Genomic DNA, 21,620 nt, shown 5'->3' with positions numbered 1-21,620 from the left:
CATGATGCGTATTCTACTCTTGCTCCTTGTTGCCGTCGCTGCCCAGGTTGTTGCCTCGGCCCAGCTCGGCAACCTTCTCTCCCCATTTGCCCCCAAGGACTGCCTCAATGAAGCAAAGGCGGCAGTTGGTGGAACCGCGAACAATCCTCGTCTCGTGGCACTCATGAATGCCGGTGTAACCGTACCACTGGGTACGGACAATATCGATATTGGCATGGATGCATCCACGGGTAAGGCCCGCTTGTGGTACTACGTCTTTATAGCCAGTGCCCAAGATACTGTTGCCGCTGTGCCAATGGTGAGACTCCTTGTTTCGTGCCAAGATCCGACGTCCCTCGCTGGTGGAGGCGCTCCGGAAGTTCCTATCGACGGTGTCAGCACCATCCCACTTCCCGCCACCTATGTTGAGGGGGCAGCGCTTGCTACTGCTCTTGGAGGAAATAGTGAGTACCAACGTTTCCGCACTGCACACCCAGACAGTCAACCGGGAGTAACCGTACTGACCACGTCAACGGAAGATGCACTCGGCTTCCCAGCCGGTACTCCATTTTGGGTTCTCAACTGGGCTGACGTAACGGGTGGTGGCGGAGTAGAGCAACCATTCGTTTGCCTCGTGCACTCTGTTACCGGTCAGACCCTCTGTGGCGAACAGATCATTGCTACCGTCTCTGAGGTCAATGATCCTTCTGTGTTCATCGCGCCGAACCCAGTCCGCGACAATGCACTGGTCAATCTTCCTACGTCCTGGATCGGCCGATCTGTTGTGATCGAGGCTGTCAGCACGTCCGGTGCAATGATCGAACTTTCTTCGATCAGCGCTCTCACGTCACCGGTCACTACCATCACCAGCTCTATGCTCTCAACCGGCGCCTACACCCTGCGTGCTCGCACCTCCACAGAGTATGTCGTGCTTCCAATGGCTGTTATCCGTTAATCGGGACGTCATTGGTAATTAGTCATTCGTCATTAGTAATTAGTCATCAGTCACCAACACACATGTATCCTCACGTCAAAGCAACAGACCCGGAACTCTATCACGCAGTGCAAGGCGAGTATGAACGTCAGCGTGATAAGATCGAACTCATTGCGAGCGAGAACTTCACATCCCTTAGCGTGATGGAAGCACAAGGGAGCATCCTCACCAACAAGTATGCCGAGGGGTATCCTGGCAAGCGCTACTACGGTGGGTGTGAATGGGTGGATGTGGCGGAGAACATCGCTATTGATAGGCTCAAGACGCTCTTCGGTGCAGAGTATGCCAATGTGCAGCCACACTCGGGTTCTGGTGCCAACATGGCTGTGTACTTTACGTATCTCAAGCCGGGTGATACCGTGTTGGGAATGGATCTGTCACACGGCGGACACCTCACGCACGGATCTCCGGTGAACTTCTCGGGCATGTTCTACAACTTCGTCGGATACGGACTCGATAAAGAAACGGGTCGTATCGATTACAATGTTGTTGAAGACCTGGCAAAGCAGCACAAGCCAAAGCTTATCACTGTTGGTGCAAGTGCCTATTCGCGCGAGATCGATTTCGCAAAGTTTCGGGAGATCGCCGATAAGGTCGGGGCGTTTCTGTTCGCAGATATCGCACACCCTGCCGGACTCATCGCAAAGGGGCGACTGATGAGCCCCGTTCCCTATTGTGATATTGTGACGTCCACAACGCATAAGACCCTGCGCGGTCCGCGTGGTGGCATGATCATCATGGGCAAGAACTACGAGAATCCGTTCGGCAAGGTTGCTCCGAAGAGCGGACGTACGAAGCTGATGGGTGAACTCCTTGATTCGATGGTAATGCCGGGTATTCAGGGCGGACCGCTCATGCACGTGATCGCTGCGAAGGCCGTTGCATTTGGTGAATGCCTTACCGATTCCTTTGACGAGTACACAAAGCAGGTCATCCGTAATGCCTCAGCAATGGCTGACGAGATGATGAAGATGGACTATGGTGTGGTGTCGGGCGGAACTGATAACCACCTCATGCTCATCGATCTTCGAAACAAAGGTGTCACTGGCAAGCAAGCAGAGAACGCTCTCGATGCTGCAGGCATCACCTGCAACAAGAATGCGGTTCCGTATGACACTCAACCACCGCTTGTAACTAGCGGCATTCGTCTCGGTGCTGCAGCTATGACAAGCCGCGGAATGAATGAAGACGATATGCGTCACATTGCCCGACTCATTGATCGCGTTGTGACCAACTTTGGCAAGGAAGATGTGTATACCGCCGTTAAGGACGACGTGAAACACTTCTGCCGTCAATTCCCTCTCTACCCATCGCTGAACAATTCTCCTGACGAGATCGGCAAACGCCTCGGTGAAACAATCGACTCAGCGATCGATACCGTTGAGAACGTCATTGAAAGTGTTGTCGATGAAGTGAAGGGGGCTGTAAAAGGCTCCTGATCGTACGGGTTACGGCAATACTCGCACGCCATACTCAACAAGCACTTCCAGTTCGCATTTTGGCCCGTTCATTCACGTTGTAATGATCGGGCCTTCTTTATGCGTACTGTTCTTTACACGATCGCAGTTGCGATCGTATTATTCTCAACACCGGTTCATGCGCAGATGTATGAGAAGTTGCGTGTGGATGCCTTTGCAACGTTTGTGAAGTATGACTGGTCGCTCGTCCAGGCAAATCCGTGTCCGGGCGATCATACGATCCGACTCCGCACCGAACCATTCGATCTTCAACGAATCGTGGATACAGAGTTCCCAGGAACACACTACGTTGGTGCTGCCAAGATCATCTCCGTAGAATTCACTCCTGCCACATATGAGTGCGGCGGCTGCACGTTCAATGGTAGCGCACCTGTGGTCAATGTTGGTTCAATGGCCGTTTGGGCAACGGTCCATGACAACGGCAGCCTTGATATCATGATGTGTCCGGATCAGGCACTGAACGGAAATGACGATCCTACAGAGCACGGGTGGACAACAACGATCAGCGGAAAAGACTGCCCAACCTCATCGGAGGTCACGGAGCCCAAAGGCGTGTGGGAAGGGATCTTTTTTGGTTCCCATAACCCTGGCTCCGGCAGCGGGAGGACGGGTCGGGGTGACTACCTAGGTCTCATGAGAACAGTTCAGTCCTCTGCCGCGAATGGCGGAAGAGATGTTTGGTCGCTGCGACTCACCCCAACGGCATCTGCGTTCATGGCAGTGAATGATGGAGAGACAACGATTTCCATTAGTGGAAAGCCTTCGTCGCCTACGGTCACAAACGTGACCTCGCAAACAGAGTCGATCTACCTCCGCGACGTGTCGGCACAGGACAACCACGAAGCAACGATCGACTGGGCCGGTGCTGCAGAGAACGATCGTACAGCTTGGTTCCTTGTGAATGGACAACGCGTGGATGCCAACCTCTCCGGAAACATCGCCACTCACACCTTCGATGTTGGACGGGACCTACCCGTTGGCACCGTTACCATCACTGGCGCTGCTGACGTGGCCGGCACGGCTGCCCGGGTTGATGCACAGCCCCTTACTAGACATGTAGTTCTAGTACCTGAGTGGGCCTCCCCCGCTTCGGAGTTCACGTCTAATGTGCAAGGTCGGTCCATTCTATACCGAAGAGAGTTTCGCTGGCCAGATCCGAAACTTGAAGCATACGTTTCGATACCAACCATCGTCCCGTACGTTGGAGGAAGATGGGGACTTCTCCCTACAGGTCTCGAATTCAATTTCGAAGCCTCGTCATCAGGAGAACGCCGTCAGGGTACGATCGAAGGTACCGGAGGCATCGCTATTGGAAAGGATCACGAGTACGAGATCACTGTCCGAGGCACGACGGAAGGTTGGCTTACGAACACCTCTCTCGAGTCGGAGGCGTCCACACAACTGAACTTCCCGGTAAAGCTCTTCCGCGACGAACGCAATCTCACCTCCCTCTTGAATGACGAGATCCGACCGATCTGCGACCTGCCCCTTATCGGTGAGGCTTGTGCTCTGTTGAACGATCTGCCTGGCGCCGGTATCATTTCAGAAATTCGCTGTGAACTCTCGATCAATGCACGGTTCCGCGCCGAGGGTCAGTCCTTTGTCTGGAAAGACGGCAGCGGCACAGCATCGATCACTGGTGAAGTACGTGGTCTAGTTGACCTCTTCGTTGCAAGTCTATTCGTGAGAGGGGGCGGTACAGGAACACTCACGATCGATGTACCGGAGTGGACAGCGCATGCGAGCGGCCGTCTCGAATACGAAGCCTCAGGTTCGGTCTTTGGATCGTGGTCATTCTATGGAAGTGGTCACTTTGACATCGGTACCGGAAGACCTCGCAATGACTCAGACCCACACGGTGTTGTTGCGCAGCTGGATGACTCGTCGGGGATGGTAGCATCAGCTACGTCCATCAATGCACACCCGTCAGTCTGCGAGATCGCCGGGAAGATCGTCACTGCAGCAGAGAATTCTACATCAACATCGATCACACTCACCGCTATAGACGGCGGTTCCGTACGCAGCGTCAACATCGGTAATGTGAAGTATGTCACATCGCCATCCCTCATTGCCATGAATGATGGAACCCTCTTTTTGACGGCGATCGTGTCCGATCAAGATCGACCAACTCTTGAATCGACCCCTGTAGCATTGGCAGCGTTCATGCGTGCACTGAGCATTCAAACGTGGAGAGTGAATGCAGATCTGCAAGTATTGGATTCGGGAAGACACGTGATCCAGGGAAGAGCCGTGACATCAGCTGTTGCTCGTTCTACCGGCTCCGCACCGATCATCATTGCGTCGACAACAGATGGAACAACACTCACCGGATCGCCAATGGCACCGGCTGACATTCGCGTTCTCAGTGGGAATACCTTGTCGGACGAACGACTACTCGTTGCCGGTCTTGGTGGACTCAGTGCATGGGACGTAGCCATAGGTGCGGACGGTGCGTTGATGCTCGCGGTGAATGCAGAGAAGGACGGCGATGTTCGCAATGGGTTGGACGGAGACATCACCCTTCACCGAGGTACGGTAACGGATAGCCCCCTACCAGTTGTGGCATCGATCGCTACAACAGACGATGATCGTGGAGTTCGTCTGCTACGACCCTTGATCAGCACCGATGAGCCGGGTCTCTGTTGGATGCGAAATGGAGAGATATGGGGCGTTGTGAATCCACAGGCATCGGCCAAAAAGATCATCAATGGAGACACGACGATCGGTGTTGGATTCCTTCAGGCAGTTGTCGTCCGCGGCACGTCTGGCAACGTCATCGTATGGCCATCCGGCAACGATCTTGCTGCGGTCCACATCAACGATGACGACCTCGCTGCTACGCGCATACAGGGTCTTGTGTGGTCGGACGTTGACATGCGACCATCAGCTGTGATGATGGCAAACGGCTCACTGGCTATTGCCACGATGCGCATCGAATCAGCATCAACAAAGGACCTTCCAACACAGTCCGAGATCGTTGTTCATACGGTCGACCAAGAGACACTCACCAGTGTCGACGAGATAAGACCACATTCGACTTCGGAAGCGATCATGATCGAAAGGGGCTCAACGTTCGTTCTGCCGTGGTCGACAGGAGCGATTGAGCTCTATGCCCTAAATGGCGCATTCGTATGTCTCGTTCAGACCGAAGAATTGGCACACAACCAACAGCGGGCGTCAGTCCCAAGCCATCTCTCTGCTGGTCCGTATGTAGTTCGCTGTGGGTCCTCGGCATTGCTCATCATGGTGCGATAGGCGTCTCTACCCGAACACGGACCGTTCGGTTATAGAACCTTCCTTCAGGAAGTTCATTGTCATAGAGCATGTTCTTTTGTCCAACGCCGCGAGCATCTATGCGAGGGTGTTTGAGCGCTGCGCCAACAGCTTCAGCACGTTCCTGCGTTAGACGTAGGTTGACCTCTGCCGATCCGGTTCTATCGGCATGACCTCGGACAATAACGCTTGATGCCGGTTCAATGCGACTTCGGATCAGATCCAGAATACGGGCGTTAGGTCCTTCGAGTGAAGCTTTTCCAAAGGCAAAGAGGATCAATCCATACTCATCGATCCGCTTTAGCCCCATACGTCGTTCAGCCTTTTTCGCAAGCGTTGTGATCTCAACGGGAATCGTGCTCTCTGCTATGCGCTGCCTTCCTCCATCGTTCACCACGATGAGTTCAGCACGTATCGCGTCCTCTGTGAAGGGCGAGGAGAACGGGATTGATATCTCCGTTGGAGGCGAGCCACTGCCACCTTGCGTTAGCAACTGACGTGTACCGGCAAAACAACGCAGTGACCAGGATGTTATGGTGGTATCAGACACTACCCCGATCCGCAAGACGATGTCTTGAGCCGATGATGTCCGCAACGTATCCTCAACTCGAACAAGGTCGAGGATCGACGGGTCATCAGACGAGATATCCACTCGCCGGTTTTCTGACCTTCCATCGTCATGTCTCACACTACTCGGTTGGGCCGGAAGCTCACGCGCCTCAACGATGATCCGTTGTGGCTCGATCCCCCACTGTGCTACGAGCAGATCACGGACATGCTCAGCACGCCTGCGTGCAAGACCAGAGGACGTAGACTCTATGCTATCCGGCATGACGCATCCGGTGAGTTGAATCGTTGAGCGTGGGTGCTCCCTCATTCTCACGCCGATGAGATTGATGATGTTATGATAGACATCCAAAGCCCCCTTCCCGAACAACTCTCCTTTGTTGAAGACAGGTACATCTCGCATGCTACGATGAGAATACCTACTTGGGATCTCATCGTTACCGTGCTGAAAGAAAATCATGGGAAGAACAGCGGTGATCTGCTCGGAGATCGTTTCGTCGATAACGATCCGTTCGAGAGTGTCCAACGTGCCACCGGGGCTACGTGTGAAGGCTCCTAACGACACGTCGAGGTTCTTCGGAAGTGGAATGATGGTTGAATTCTGTGCCACTACAGCAGGTACAACCGGAGGTGGCGGAACCTGAGCATCGTTCATGTGAAGGGGCTTCTCATCCGTTGGCTGCCACAACACTGTGATACCGGCGCGAAACGGATGAACCTTCCAATCAACTCCGCCGATGTTTGTTAGACCATACCCGACAGCGATCTCCGGCACCAAGAGGAGGCTTTGCTGAACGTTCAGAGGAAATTCCGCGCGAAGTGCGAGAGTGATGGCTGCATGGAAGGATGTAGACGGCATCTCTCCCGAGTATACGTTGCGCGTTCGTGACCGTGAGTCAGCGCCGGACGGATCAAGAAACGTCCCGCTTGTAGACGGGCTGATGATCTCTTCCTTCTGTGCATACGCGGGTGACGGAAACATCGAGAGACGCACACCACCATCGATGAACATCGGTCCGGCTACATGCGCAGATACCGTTGGCTCCAACGAGATGGCGTTGAGTGTTACATCGATGTTGTGTTCAAACATTCCATCAACAAGCACACCACCAACTACCATCCTTGTTGCTTCTTCCCTGGAGATACTTCCGGATAGAGGGGCATAGCCAAGGCGAACACTCATCAAGAGCGATGAACTCATTGGCCACATGCCAACTGCCATTACCACCGGAGAGAGTCCGGTACCGCTCTCATAGCCTGGGCAGCATGATGGGACGTTCGGCAGACCCGTAAAGTCAGAGCTGTGGAATGCGATGCCAACTCCCGCATTGAGTCCGTAACGCGGACGTAGATCATCCTGTGCAGTTGCTGTGGATAGCAACACGGCGAAGACAAGAATGATGATCATCGAATCACCATCAATGGATAGTGAAGCTCCATGGTTGGCGTGCGAACGAGGATCATGTAGATACCGCTTGACAACGCACCGGGATCCACACTTGTGAAATGATCTCCATGAGAGACATTTCCGGACCATAGAGTTCGCTGCTCACCTGTGGTAGTACAGAGGTGGATCTCATGCACTCCGTCCTCTATGGTTGTCCAATTGCATTCAAGAAGTGGTTCAACGTATCGCGCCGTGATCGCAGCCGTGCCATCACCATTCAGGAGGCGTACTCCTCCTTGTTGGCATAGATCGGTGAGGATGAGTTTTCCGTCGAAGCGTTTGATCATGGTTGGGTCAACAACCCCACGTACATCATCGATCCGGATCATCGTTGTGGAATCGTTTCCAAGTGCAGCAGCTAGATCCAGCTCACCAACGATGTCGTCCTGTGTAGGCACCACAGGCACACGGATGGTGATTCTTCGAATTCCTGCGATGGAGGTTCCTACTGGCGTTGCCCCGTGTGGAACGGCCACTGTTGAATTCCATGAGAGATCAATGTCAAGTGATGTTGCACCATTCAATACCGTGGCATTCCTCGGTGAAAGACGAACTGGTATCGATAGGTTAGAAACCGATGTTGTGCGGACGGTATCGATCGAGAGTAGAGCACTGTCAGCTGGAATAGGCGATCGTATGGTCCATACGGCGTCCGATACATCTTGATCACGCATAGGGGGCTGAGCAACACGAATGACTACAGAGAAGCCCCCTGAAGCACCTCCGATCACAGAACCATCAGCGTTGAATGTTGTGGAACCAAACCCAAACGGTTGGACGGTGAGGGTATCAATGACTGTCCCATCGATAGCATAGCGTTCTAATCGACCTCCAGATGGGCCGGCGTTTCGAACGATCGTATTGTCAGGATACCAAGCGATGCCAAATGGAAGGAGACCAGCACCTGACGGCACAGTCCCAACTGTAGTCCCAGTGGCAAGATCACGGATCGTAACAGCCTGTGTGTTCTTTGATTGGCTAGCAAGGTACAGGCCATTCGGAGAGACAAAGCCATAGAATGATGGTGTTGGATAGGATCGGATCACACCACCTGTGGTTGCATCGGCTAGGACGTGGCCCTGGGCTCCACTGCTTGCCACGATCCGATCTCCGCTGGGTGTCCAATCAACACAGGTGTTCGACGACGTATTCAATGTAGCCACATCGGCAACTACCACTCCATTGCGTTCATACGTGCGTGTATGGGTGAAGCTCGAAACCGCTATGCGTGTTCCGCCGGGTTGTGTGGCGATCCATCGGTCCTCGAGTGGAACACGCTTTGGTATGCCGGTTTCCCATCGATCAAGGATCGAGAGATCCGGCATACGAAGGATAACAACGCTATCACTTTCGGTCAATGCCGCAACAAATGTCTCGTCCGAGGATAGTACCGCACGAACCACGCGGGCACCCGAACCGGTTGGGCCTTGAACTCTACGCCGAGTGATCTGCTCACCCGTCACAGCATTGAACACCGTTACAAATCCATCCTCGTCGGCGATAACGGCAAGCGTTCCGTCATTCGTCAGGTCAATGGAGTTGTGAGAATACGTTCCGGGTCGAGTTGTATCCCTCAGGAATATCGTTCCTCCGGGTGACGCTCTGTTTGGCCCCGTTACACGCAACAGGCAGGTATTGGAAGGTGTACCAGGCACCAACCATTGATATGTTGTCTGCTGCCAGTTGCGCACGATCTCTGTCCACGTGACTCCACTGTCCATGGAGTATTCTATCGTTACTGAATCCGGGAATGCTGTGCCGGTCCATCGCAACGTAACTGTTGTGCCACTATCGAAGATCTCCCCGCCATTTGGCGACGTGATCCGCAGTTGAGCCGATGCCAATGTGCAAAACAGAACGAAGAATGTTGCCAATGCAATGGACTTCATAACCCCTCGCTGATAGAGTAGTTACCGGAATTGGTCACCTGAGTCCGCGTCGTCGATCAACTTCGAGCCCCACTGCCAAACTATTCCGATCTGAGCGAAGAGCGTGTTGATCCTCCAGTCGAGACTATTGTAATCACCGAGGCCAAGACTCGCTCCAAGAGTTGGATTCAAGAGTACGACCCCCTCGCTATCAAGTGGGATTTCGTAACCAATGCATCCAATACCCGAAAAGTAGAGTGAACCATCATTCAGTGATGTCCGATATTCTACCTTCTCAGCATCCACGGTAATCGTAGCATAGTGTTCGAGAAGAATGGATGTTCTCACTCCAGCGGATATCCAAAGACCCCAAACCGGAAAGAACTTGGACGTGACGTCCAGATTGATTCCTGAGACCCGCGTTTCCATTTGCGTTGTATACGTGACATCTCGTACCTCATCTCCAATGATGATCGGGACGTCGACAGTGGCGTTGAATACATCGGAATAGTTGGCGTTACCCAGACGGAACCCTAGGAGAAATGCTTGCGTTAATGGCCATTCTCCACCAACAGTGATCATGAGTCTGTCTGACGTAGCTGAGCTAAACGCGCCACAACACAATTCAATATTTGGTAGATCGGAGAAATTCACGACGTTCTCAACACGCACTATTCCGGCAGCGAACTCTGATCGCGCCCAGCGCGTCCTTTGTGCTTTGCACTCAACATACCCTTCGATTGAAATTGAGAGCACCGCGATCCACAGTATAGTACGCATGATCACTCTCTCGTTCTGTTATAGAGTGACGTTACCCATTGACCGTTTGCATATATCGAAACGAAGTACACTCCGCTTGCAACGTCAGGTAACACGTATGTAAACCGTCCACTACCTTTATCGATTTGATCAATAGTCATCGGAACGAAAACACCTGACAGGTCGGAAACACGAACATCATCGATCACTGATCCATCCAATGAGGTAACACCAAGTTCACTACCGCGCCAAGTAATGGCATATCGTAGAAGCCCTTCAAAGAAGCTACTGGATTTGGGATATTTGAGGCATGTGTCGCTAACAGAGATCCGACCATTTTGGGAAACGACATCATACTTAGCGTTGTTAACGAAAACTGCAGTTGCAACCACCGCAGAGCTTAACTGTGGACCCAAAGCTGTTGCAACAAACACATCACCTACATAGGTACGTGCTCCTGGCTTGACGTTGATAGGAATCCGAACCCGACGGAAGCCTTGTACGCTTGCGCCGATGGGAGTTGGAGGAATCGGAAGTGCCAGTTTAGCGTCCCACTCTAGTTCAAGTTCAATCACCTTTGACACCGGAATATCCTCCGGACGAGCAATTGTCAACGTGTACCTGAACGAGGTATCAACACCAATCTTTGTGCTAACTGATCCAAGTGACGCAACGAGTGGCCGGTCCGGGGCTGATTCACCTCGTAGTGTGAACGGTCCAGCCGTTTCTCCGGAGAGGTGCCAAGGCTCTCGACCGACATTGATGTAATACAGAGCCGAAGGCGTTGCAATGAGGACACTATCGTTAGCGATATCCCAACGGGACGATAGAATCCTATCATCCTTGCTTTTCTCAACTTTGCCCAAGCTATGACTACGCATTCCTCTTGAATGGTCTGTTCTAACAAAAAGAGGAGGAATCAAACCGACCTCATTATCGGCATCACGAAACACCGATAACTGGGACCAATACCCTGGTAGTCGTCGAACCAAACGTCCACTTTCAAAATCACGGATATCGCATTGCCCAACGTACGTTTTACATGAGAATAGCGTCTCATCTCCTGAGAACTGAGGCCTTTCAATCAAAATACTTGACGACACAGACCAATTGCTCTCCAATGTTTCGGTTTCCACCAGAGATATCGAGTCATCTGTAACTACGAGAATCTTTGTACTATCTGGAGTTGGGTGAAGTTGTCGAATCACCTGATCAAAAACACGTTCGACCACAATCTTCGAGCCACTTGAATCAAGTCGCTTTAATGATCTGCTGAACGAAAACACCAGCTCTTTGGAATCACCAATGAGGGCATAGTGCTCCATTGCACCAAGCGTACTCGGAATTGCATAAACAGGGGTCTGAGGAGCTTCAACCTCATACACTTCTGCAATTCTCGTTCTGGAAATGTCTTCAATTGCTACATATCGGCCGTCTCTCGAGATAGCAAGTACCCGTCTGACATTAGGAAAGTGGACAGAGCGACGAGCCCAAGTAGCCAAGTCAATGATCGTTATACCACTTGTGTTTTGGTGGGCTATATAGACAGACTTCCGATCGCGCGGAATCACAACGCGATCTGCAAGAGCTGAGGTGATTGGAGAAGTTAGTGGAAGCACCATCACTGTTTTCTTTGGAACACTCTGATAACCAGAAGCCCACATAAAGCAGGAAGTGATTGTTTTACCCCAAAACGATAAAGGACCATACATCCCCACTCCTGGCCGTGGCTTGCTGAAGGTTAGTCCATTGTCGATTGAAAGCTGCCATAAAATTCCATCGACATCAGCCGCCCCGACCACACCAACGGGAATTCCAGGAGAAACGTAATACGTAGCGCCTGGTCTGGGTACTTCGATCTCCAGACTCTGTCCTAAGGAAACGATAGTACAGCATACAAGAACGCAGAAGTAGATCAATACTCTCATGTCGTGAGCCAAGTTTGAAGTGTTCGGCAATGCTAGGGAAAAAGACAGCGGAAGTTAGTTAAACACTTTGAGCCACTGATAATGATACGATCTCAACGAGATCTCATTGGTCTTGGCTCAATCGAAAAGCTTGGAATTTGTTCTCCCAACCCCTCTGTCATGCCTGACTTGATCCGCATCTGCGCCACAAATGCGATCATCGCCGCATTGTCAACACAGTATCCTAAGCGTGGTGCAACGAATGCGATCCCACGCTGTTCAGCAGCAGCGCTCATACGGGAGCGAAGCTCAGAGTTCGCACTCACGCCGCCAGCGATCACTACGGCGTTCACCTTGAGATCATCTGCGGCACGCATGGTCTTCGATACCAAGACATCGACAATTGCTGTTTGTGCCGAAGCACAGAGATCTTCGATCGGAAGCTCTGTCCCCTTCGACCGCATCTTCTCAACTTCACGTCGGACAGCGGTCTTGAGTCCGCTGAAGGAGAAGTCATAGGTTGGCTCGTGGATCAAACCGCGCGGTAGATCGAATGCTGCGGAGTTCCCTGTGCGCGCCAGCCGGTCAACGTGCGGACCGCCGGGATATCCGAGACCGACGAGCTTCGCGATCTTATCGAATGCTTCACCGGCAGCATCATCCTTCGTAGAGCCCATGACCGAATACGATGTAGGACCTGTTACGTGGAAGATGCTGGTATGTCCACCGCTCACCACAAGACAGATGCTTGGGTACGGCAGGGTCGGATCTTCAAGATATCCGGAGTAAAGATGTGCTTCGATGTGATGGATAGGATAAAGGGGCTTTGCATGGCGCATGGCAAGCCCCTTTGCAAAATGACAGCCAACCAATAACGAACCAGCGAGACCGGGGCCATAGGTCACGGCAATGGCATCTACGGCGTCGATGTCTACCTTGGCCTCCTGCATCGCTGCGTGGACAATAGGAGCTATGCCTTTGACATGTTCACGGGAGGCAAGTTCGGGGACGATGCCGCCATAGTGATCGTGAATGTCCTGCGATGAAATGATGTTGCTGAGCACAGCACCATCGCGTACTACAGCAGCTGCTGTGTCATCACACGAAGTTTCTATGGCAAGGATCGTCATCGTACGATCTTCCACAACATTCCAAGGGCGGCACCAACACTTCGTTCACGATTGATGCGACGGTTATTGCCAAAAGAATGCTTGATCGTGATATGATCAACTGGACCTACAACGGAGATCCAGACCGTACCAACAGGTTTGTCCTTGCTACCGCCGTCGGGTCCGGCCACGCCGGTGATACCGATCCCATACGTTGTTCCGAACTTCAAACGAACACCATTGGCCATCTGATAGGCAACTTCTTCGCTTACAGCACCAACATTGTTGAGATCGGTCTGTGACACTCCAAGCTCGCGGACCTTTGCTTCGTTGGTGTATGTCAGCACTCCGCCATGGAACCATGCGCTGCTACCGGGCACATCAGTGAAGGCTGCACCGAGGAGTCCACCAGTGCACGATTCAGCCACTGCGATGGTTTCGTTTCGTTCTTTAAGGTGGAGGCCAACAGCCTCTGACAATGTTTGATCATCGTGGCCGAAGATGAAACGTCCGGCACGTTCCCGCAGGATCGATGCAATGCGCATTCGTTCTCGCTCACGATCGTGATGATCAGCAGCTGTAACACCTATCCGTAATCGAACGCCCTGATAATTGGGAAGGAAGGCCAACGTGGAACTTCCGAGAAACTCCGAGGGCTCGCCGATCAGATCGGCTAGCGAGCTCTCTGCGATCCCCGTTGTTAGCATCGTGTAGTATTGCGTGCACTCTGCCCCCTGCTCACGAATTCTGTCTTCGAGAAGGGGCACCACATGATCCCTCATGATGCCCTTCATCTCATCGGGCACGCCGGGCATTGCCACAACGATCACGTCATCACGTTCAAAGAGTATACCAGGTGCAGTACCGATCGGGTTGGAGAGGACGCGGGCGGTTGACGGAACGAGGGCTTGCCCTGCATTACGCTGCGTGACCTCCCTGCCGCGGGCAGCCATCCAGATGTGGAGATGCGACATCCATTCATCCGACTCAACGAGGACATCGTTGAAGTAGTCTGCGAGAACGGGCTTTGTGATGTCGTCGTGTGTGGGCCCCAAGCCCCCTGTCAACAACAGAACGTCACACGTATCTCGCAACCGATCAAGGGTTTGAGTGAGCTGTGGGGCCTGATCTGCCACTGTGCAATGCTCAACCACTCGGCAGCCGATACGCGTAACAACATCGGCAATCCATGCGGCATTGCCGTTGATGATCTGTCCGATCAGGACTTCGTCTCCGATCGTGATGAGTGCTACGTTCATAGGGCTCAAAAAAAACGGGGCCGAAGCCCCGCTGAATTACGACAGTTTTTGACGGATCTTCTTTTCGCTCATACCGCGGAGGTAGTAGAGCTTGGCGCGACGTACGGTACCTTCCTTGAGGACCTGCATCGATTGGATCGTTGGGGAGTTGACCGGGAAGATCCGCTCCACACCAACACCATTCGAGATCTTCCGTACACGGAATGTCTCGTTCATGCCGCTACCGCGACGAGCGATGACAACACCTTGGAAGTGCTGAATACGTTCTTTTTCGCCTTCAACCACGCGAACAGCGATCTTCACTGTGTCACCCGGACGGAAGGATGGCATCTCAGGCGATGCCTCACCGGCCTTGGACTTGCGCTGCTCGAACGCTTCCGCCGAGGCGAGCGATTCGAGGTTCTTGACCTTTGGGTGCATTATTTGGCTCCGAATTGAATTGAGTTGCGGTTTGGATAGGACGGCAAACATACGAAAAAGGGGCCATATGAAGCAAGTGTTTGTTAGATATGGGAGTTAGCATACGTTTGTGGGTCTTTTCGCCACAATCACATACCACATGCGCACCATCTGCTTGTCGATCTTGATTATGATCGGGTTTACACTCCTTTCCACGGCTCAGGTCAAACGCGAGATCCACGAAACGTTTGATGCCCAGCCACCTCACTGGTCGTGGGCCGGTGAATATTCAGATCAGAACCTCAAGAGAACCTATGGCAAGGGTATGATAGAGTTCAAAGTGAGCAACGGGAATAACTATTGGACACTTGCCTATCGTCCTATCGATGCACGTTTTGACTGGTCGGTCTCTGCTGTTACGATCATGGATGTATCAACGACCAACGAAGGTCTCGGTCTGATCTTACTCTCGAAAGGTGAGTTTTATATCTTCAAACTTGCCGGCGGCAATCGATCGATCTGGGTTGGGAGGTGGGTGGAGAAGACGAACACGTGGACAACAATGAGTGCACCCGGTCCGAATAATTCAGGAGATCGGTTCTGCGATTGCATCAAACCCAATGGCAGCCCGAATACAATGACTGTTCGTGGCTCGCGAGGTCGGCTTCAAGTTGTTGTCAATGATAGCGTGATAGAGGATCATGCCCTAAACGGCAATTTCTCAGGTCTTTCATCAACCATCGATGCCGTTGGAATTCTTGCCTCCGGGAACATCACTGGTCGGTTCGATCGTTTCGATGCTTCGTACACAGAGCGCCCCCTACCCATTGTACCGAATGCATTCATCGGCGCACGCAAAACACTCGTGAAAGAGTTAGTTGGTCCCGGATCTCGATATCCAGTGATGTCACCGAATGGTCAACAGCTCTACTACATCCTGTCAGACAGTGCAACGTCCGACAACATCTTTGTAGCAGACGCCCTCACAGACTCAACATGGACAAAGGGCCGAAACATCGGCACTCCGCTGAACAACGCAGCACCAAACAATATCACGTCTGTCTCACAGGACGGAAACGAACTGTTCCTTTGGGGCAGATACAACAAGGATGGTTCGTCTAATGGAGGGGGCTTTTCCACATCGCGCAGAACGGCAGATGGTTGGTCTGTACCCGAGCCGATCGAAGCACCGCCATACGTGAACCGTGCGAGTTCACGTGAAGAATGTCTGACCGCTGATCGTTCGGTAATGCTGCTCACGCGCGATCTGGAAGGATCCACGCTTGGTGAAAAGGACATCTACGTCAGCTTCCGTAATGCTGACGGCTCGTATGGTCCGCTCACTAATCTCGGACGTAATGTGAACAGTCCGGGCAATGAAGGCGGCCCATACCTCGCAGCCGATGGCAAGACCTTGTACTTCAACTCGAGTCACGATACCTATGGAAGTGACGACGTCTTTGTCTCAAAGAGGCTCGACGATACGTGGCTCAATTGGTCGCCTCGAATGAACCTCGGGCCAACCATCAACTCCCCCACGTGGGATTCATATTTCTGTATTCATCCGTCCGGCAAGTATGCTTATGTGAACTCGAGTGACGGTTACAATGATGGTATCATACGTGTGGACCTTCCGCAGGATGCTGCTTCGCGGTCACTCCTGCCTGATGCCATTGTCATCGTCAAGGGCCGAGTCCTTAATGCAAAGACCAAGGAGCCCCTTGGCGTGAGTATTCGCTACGAGGATCTTGCCACAAACACAAACATCGGGTCGGCCGTGAGCGAGCCAAGTAACGGCGCGTATTCGGTGGTTCTCACTGGCGGCCATTCCTATGGCTTTTTTGCTGAGAAGCAAGGGTTCTTTCCGGTGAGTGACAACATTGACCTGCCAACGATCAAAACGTATCAAGTGATAGAACGCGATCTCTACCTTGAGCCGATCGCCGTTGGATCGGTGATCCGGTTGAACAATCTGTTCTTCGACACAGACAGATCGGAACTTCGTCAGGAAAGCGGTACTGAACTGCAGCGACTCATTGCGATGCTTGGCCAATACCCAGGGATGAAGATCTCCATCGAAGGTCATACAGACGACCGAGGAACCGACGCACATAATAACGTACTTTCTCAGGCCCGGGCCGATGCCGTTTTGGCCTTCCTCGGCTCAAAGGGCATACCGCCCGCTCGATTGAGCGCTAAGGGTTTCGGAAAGACCCGTCCGGTGGTGAAGGGCACCAAGGATGCAGATCGGCAGAAGAACCGTCGGGTGGACTTCAGGATCACTGAGATGTAACATGACAAACGTCAGGATAGCCACATAGCTTTTTCCGTATGTTCTCCCCATTATCTTCACATATGGGAACAGGCTATGAAGACCTACGATGCCCACCACATCAGAAACGTTGCCCTCCTGGGCCACGGAGGCGCCGGCAAGACTACATTGGCTGAGGCAATGCTCTTCGAATCCAATGAGATCTCCCGGCGCGGAACTGTAGAAGAACATACCACGGTCTCTGACTATCACGAGATCGAGCACGAACGGAATTCCTCCGTCTTCGGAACGGTGATGTTTGCCGAATGGCGAGACTACAAGATCAACATCATCGACACACCGGGCTACGTTGACTATGTGGGTGAGGTGATCGGTGCGTTACGTGTTGTGGACACCGGCATCATGGTCCTGAGCAGTCCAAACGGGGTTGAGGTAGGCACGGAGACGATCTGGAAATACACAAAACAGTTCCAGACGCCTGTGATCTGCGTAGTGAACAAGGTAGACCACGAGCATAGTGATTTTTGGCGGACCGTTGAACAAGCCAAGGATAGATTCGGCCGCGAGGTTACCGTGGTACAATACCCGCTCAACGAAGGCACAGGGTTCAATACCATCATCGATGTCTTGAAGATGACGGCCTATGTGTTCCCTGCCTCAGGCGGAACGCCAACGAAGACAGATATCCCTGATTCAGAGAAGGCACGAGCTGCACAACTTCATAATGAGCTCATCGAGATCATAGCAGAAAACGATGAGAATCTCATGGATCATTACCTCGACAAAGGGGAGCTCACGGAAGAAGAGATGAGAACGGGGCTCACACACTCGCTCATCAAACGCGAGATCGTTCCGGTGTTCTGCACAAGTGCTAAGAATAACATGGGAGCAGGACGGCTGATGACCTTTATCGATGTCGTGATCCCGGCACCTGTGGAGATGCCGCCCGTAAAGACGTTGAGTGGAGTGGAGTTGCCTGCAGATCCAAAAGGAAAGACCTGCGCCTTTGTCTTTAAGTCAACTTCTGAACAGAATGTAGGAGAGATGTCCTTTTTCCGCGTCTACAGCGGAATAGTGAAACACGGCATGGACGTGGTGAACGAGCAGACCGGTGTTACAGAACGCCTTGGTCAACTCTTTGTAGTGAATGGCCATAAGCGTCATGACGTTGAGAGTCTCGAAGCAGGCGACATCGGCGCTGTTGTGAAACTCAAGAACACACATGTCAACAACACCCTCCATGAAAAAGGCATGAACCTGGTTCTGCCCCCTATCGAATTCCCTCATCCACGTGTGCGGACATCCGTTGTTTCCAATCGCAAGGGCGAGGAAGACAAACTTGGTGTGGCATTGCACCACCTGCACGAAGAAGATCCTACGCTTATCATAGAGCACTCCGTTGAACTCAATCAAGTGATCATGCATGCTCAAGGAGAGATGCACCTACAAACGGCTAAGCACCGCTTGGTGAACAGATACAAACTTGATGTTGAATTCCAGCCGGCTCGAGTTCCCTATCGCGAGACCATTCGGAAGTCCGTTGATGGCTCGTACCGACACAAAAAACAGACAGGGGGCGCCGGACAGTTCGCAGAGGTCCATATGCGCGTTGAACCCTACTTTGAGGGGATGTCTGATCCGTCCGGACTGACCGTTCGTGGCACGGAGATCACAAACCTGCCGTGGGGTGGAAAGCTGGTCTTCCTGAATTGCATCGTTGGTGGTGTGATCGAAGCACGATTCCTGCCGGCCATCATGAAGGGTGTGATGGAGAAGATGACCGAGGGTCCCGTTACAGGTTCGTATGTACGCGACGTGCGAGTGAGTGTCTATGATGGGAAGATGCACGCCGTGGATTCCAATGAAGCTGCCTTCAAGACGGCTGGGCGTATGGCGTTCAAAGAAGCGTTCATCAATGCGGACCCGCAGCTCTTGGAACCGATGTATACTGTAACGGTTCTCATGCCGGAAGATCAGGTTGGCGACGTAATGAGCGATCTTCCACTGCGTCGGGCAGAGATCATCGGTGTTGATGCCGATGGACATTACCAGATCCTAACATGTCGTATGCCACTGGTGGAACTCGATCGATATGCCACTGTCCTACGCAGTCTAACAGCTGGTAGGGCCAATTTCGATGCTGAGTTCGCCGAATACGTCCCTGTTGCCAATCAGATCGCCTCGAAGCTGCATCAGGAATATCTGGCGCATGCCAAGGATGAAGACTAATTTTGCTCATCGAATCACTTTCTATCGAATCAATCAGGAGTGTTCTGTGACCCGAGTCTTCACCTCGATCGTTTTTTTGGCATTGGCATCTTCCACCATGGTTGCTCAGCTCGGCACAAGTCTGCCAAAGAGCGTCGAAGCAGCATCTACGCAAGTCGGTAGTTTTGACCCAAGTAGTATCACCAAGGCAACAAAAGCCCTTGATGGTAATATCGATCAGTTCTCAAGTGTTTTGAAGGGGGCTGGTATTGACCCTGCCAAGGCCAAGAGTATCACAAGTGCGGTCAGTGCTCTTGATGGCGATACTGACAAAATGCTGAAACAGATCAAGGGTGCATCGGATCTCATGTCCTTGAAGGACGAGGCAACAAAGATCCTTGCCGATGTTCGCAAGGTTGACGGTCTTATGTCGGGCGTCCAAGTAGCCTCGAACGTAACATCCAAGTGGGGCTCTGTGAAGTCGAGTGCGAATGCGCTCGGAAGCTTGTTCGGGCTGAAACTCTAACGTTGATCGAGTATACAATGAACGCCGTGCGGCTTGCGCCTCACGGCGTTTTTCTTTTCAGGGCTATGGGCTGCTGGGTGGTCTTCGATCCATGCAGCGGTGTGAGCGTTAGACCATCTCCCATGCGCTGCACAATGTAACTCTTCGGTTTGCCCTCTGTTGCCGTAAGCGTGATGGTGTAGTTGAGTGCGTTTATGGAGAGATCGTAGGTGAACGTGGATCCACCCATCGTGGCAACCATACCATTGCTGAAGATCGTTTCCTTGCCCTTAGCATCTACCCAGGAGCCGGACAATACTGAGGCATTGATCATCCGCTTGAGGATGAACATTGGATCCGGATTCTTGGATGGCAACCTTCCAAGCACAACCGGCTTACCTTCCATACTGTCGATCTTGGTAAGAGCGATATATGACTGTGCTCTTTCATCAACGGTGACGATCCAGAAAGGATGGTCGATGGTTCCTATCGCCCACTTCATCCCTGCATTGGGAATGGATGTCTTTAGCATAACCAGCTCTTCAGGAGCACCGAGGTTCATGCCAGCAGCGATCTTTCCGTCCTGATGCGTGGAGTCGATCCTGATGTACAATGGCTCGTCTGCCCCCTTCGCCTGGATTGCCCTTTCGACGGACGATGTCTTCTTCAGCACATCGAGGAAGTTCGCATGGAACCACGTACCATGAAATAGCCCGTAGTCCTGTGCAAAGGCAGAGGCTGTGGCAACAATGACAACAACAGCAAGGACAACAGTTTTCATGTTCGCAAATCTACGTTATGACTTAATGACGTTATGACGTTATGACGTTATGACGTTGTGACGGTCGTGCCTCTTCGCCCTTTCGCCTCTTCGCCTCTTCGCCCTTTCGCCTCTTCGCGCCCCCCTCGACTTCGCTCGGGGTGACTATTGCCTCTTTCTTACGGCAGCGCCCCGTGAACTGGACGTTCACGGGGCGCATGTCGTGTTATCTGTCGACGACGCTAGGAGGGCTTTTTAACGTCGGCAGAAACTTTTGTTGGTGTCTTGGCTACTGGAGGGTTGGTCACCGGATAGGTGTAGACCTCGGCAGTTGACAGCGTGATTGCACTGGTTGGGTCGGCAGTCGGAGAAGAGATCGTGAATTGAGCCACTGTTCCGCTTCCCGTTACTCCCGTGAATCCAGAGCTCTGGCCAAGAGCGCTGATCGTGATCGTTCCGTTGTCTTGGTCGATCACCTTGTCCGATTCAATGATCGTTGCTCCCGTTCTGCTGAGCAGATTGTCTGAGACCTCGCGGATCTTCAGACTGGAGACGTTGATCTTCGCTGGGTTAAAGCTGATCACGGCACGCCAAGAAACAAGTTTGTCAGCATTGTTGATCTTCAGTTTGATCGTTGCTGTTGATCCGGCGCCGAGGTAGATCGGAGATGGATCCAAGGCCATGGTCAATTCAGCTGGCGGAGTTGGAGGATTGGTTGTGTCATCCCCACTGCACGCACCTACTGCCACCGCCAATGCCATGACCATGATCGTCCGAGCTAGGATCGAGAAGGTCGTTTTCATGATTGTCCTCACTGGATTTCTTGTTGATCAATG

General features: G+C 52.4%; 15 protein-coding genes. 6 read left to right on the top strand and 9 right to left on the bottom strand.

Features of this window, described 5'->3' with window-relative positions; translation table 11 throughout:
• Window position 1: 1 nt before the first annotated feature.
• The 3 genes from IPI29_02310 (at window position 2) to IPI29_02300 (ending at window position 5,706) form a co-directional block, all read left to right on the top strand.
• Complete coding sequence (locus tag IPI29_02310; protein MBK7411369.1) at window positions 2-934, top strand: hypothetical protein; 933 nt, start codon at window positions 2-4, stop codon at window positions 932-934.
• A gap of 62 nt (window positions 935-996) precedes the next feature.
• Entirely contained in the window at window positions 997-2,412 is a 1,416-nt protein-coding gene (locus tag IPI29_02305) for a serine hydroxymethyltransferase (protein ID MBK7411368.1), read from the top strand.
• A 99-nt stretch (window positions 2,413-2,511) separates the two neighbouring features.
• Window positions 2,512-5,706, top strand: a complete 3,195-nt coding sequence (locus tag IPI29_02300; GenBank protein MBK7411367.1) for a hypothetical protein — start codon at window positions 2,512-2,514, stop codon at window positions 5,704-5,706.
• Here IPI29_02300 and IPI29_02295 read toward each other — a convergent pair.
• The 7 genes from IPI29_02295 to rplS form a co-directional block, all read right to left on the bottom strand.
• Window positions 5,693-7,699, bottom strand: coding sequence for an OmpA family protein (locus tag IPI29_02295; protein MBK7411366.1), 2,007 nt, complete (start codon window positions 7,697-7,699; stop codon window positions 5,693-5,695). The two genes, IPI29_02300 and IPI29_02295, sit on opposite strands and share 14 nt — an antisense overlap.
• Complete coding sequence (locus IPI29_02290; protein ID MBK7411365.1) at window positions 7,696-9,627, bottom strand: WD40 repeat domain-containing protein; 1,932 nt, start codon at window positions 9,625-9,627, stop codon at window positions 7,696-7,698. The genes IPI29_02295 and IPI29_02290 overlap by 4 nt, the downstream gene beginning before the upstream one ends.
• A gap of 21 nt (window positions 9,628-9,648) precedes the next feature.
• On the bottom strand, window positions 9,649-10,386 hold the full coding sequence (locus IPI29_02285) for a hypothetical protein (protein ID MBK7411364.1): 738 nt from the start codon (window positions 10,384-10,386) through the stop codon (window positions 9,649-9,651).
• A gap of 2 nt (window positions 10,387-10,388) precedes the next feature.
• The gene (locus IPI29_02280; GenBank protein ID MBK7411363.1) at window positions 10,389-12,293 is read right to left on the bottom strand and encodes a hypothetical protein; all 1,905 of its coding nucleotides are present in this window, start codon (window positions 12,291-12,293) and stop codon (window positions 10,389-10,391) included.
• Between the two features lie 92 nt (window positions 12,294-12,385).
• Window positions 12,386-13,402: a tRNA (adenosine(37)-N6)-threonylcarbamoyltransferase complex transferase subunit TsaD gene (gene tsaD / locus IPI29_02275; GenBank protein MBK7411362.1), complete on the bottom strand. Its 1,017-nt coding sequence runs from the start codon at window positions 13,400-13,402 to the stop codon at window positions 12,386-12,388.
• The gene (locus IPI29_02270; protein ID MBK7411361.1) at window positions 13,399-14,640 is read right to left on the bottom strand and encodes a competence/damage-inducible protein A; all 1,242 of its coding nucleotides are present in this window, start codon (window positions 14,638-14,640) and stop codon (window positions 13,399-13,401) included. Before IPI29_02270 ends, tsaD begins: the two co-directional genes overlap by 4 nt.
• Window positions 14,641-14,676: 36 nt before the next feature.
• A complete protein-coding gene (gene rplS, locus IPI29_02265) occupies window positions 14,677-15,060 on the bottom strand; it encodes a 50S ribosomal protein L19 (GenBank protein ID MBK7411360.1) in 384 nt (127 codons plus the stop codon).
• Window positions 15,061-15,199: 139 nt separating this feature from the next.
• Here rplS and IPI29_02260 point away from each other — a divergent pair, with 139 nt between their 5' ends.
• The 3 genes from IPI29_02260 (at window position 15,200) to IPI29_02250 (ending at window position 20,045) form a co-directional block, all read left to right on the top strand.
• Complete coding sequence (locus IPI29_02260) at window positions 15,200-17,332, top strand: OmpA family protein (GenBank protein MBK7411359.1); 2,133 nt, start codon at window positions 15,200-15,202, stop codon at window positions 17,330-17,332.
• 75 nt (window positions 17,333-17,407) lie between these two features.
• Window positions 17,408-19,540, top strand: a complete 2,133-nt coding sequence (locus IPI29_02255) for an elongation factor G (protein ID MBK7411358.1) — start codon at window positions 17,408-17,410, stop codon at window positions 19,538-19,540.
• 46 nt (window positions 19,541-19,586) lie between these two features.
• Entirely contained in the window at window positions 19,587-20,045 is a 459-nt protein-coding gene (locus tag IPI29_02250; protein ID MBK7411357.1) for a hypothetical protein, read from the top strand.
• 40 nt (window positions 20,046-20,085) lie between these two features.
• On the opposite strand, the gene IPI29_02245 is transcribed toward IPI29_02250, so the two are convergent.
• Together IPI29_02245 and IPI29_02240 are read right to left on the bottom strand one after the other, a co-directional pair.
• Complete coding sequence (locus tag IPI29_02245) at window positions 20,086-20,805, bottom strand: hypothetical protein (GenBank protein MBK7411356.1); 720 nt, start codon at window positions 20,803-20,805, stop codon at window positions 20,086-20,088.
• A gap of 221 nt (window positions 20,806-21,026) precedes the next feature.
• Window positions 21,027-21,587 (bottom strand): hypothetical protein, encoded by a 561-nt coding sequence (locus IPI29_02240; GenBank protein MBK7411355.1) that lies wholly within the window; start codon window positions 21,585-21,587, stop codon window positions 21,027-21,029.
• Between the last annotated feature and the right edge of the window lie 33 nt (window positions 21,588-21,620).

The organism is Ignavibacteria bacterium, assembly GCA_016707005.1.
Lineage (GTDB): Bacteria > Bacteroidota > Ignavibacteria > Kapaibacteriales > Kapaibacteriaceae > UBA10438.
The sequence above is the reverse complement of the archived record's forward strand: the minus strand, read 5'-3'. Positions and strand labels throughout refer to the sequence as shown.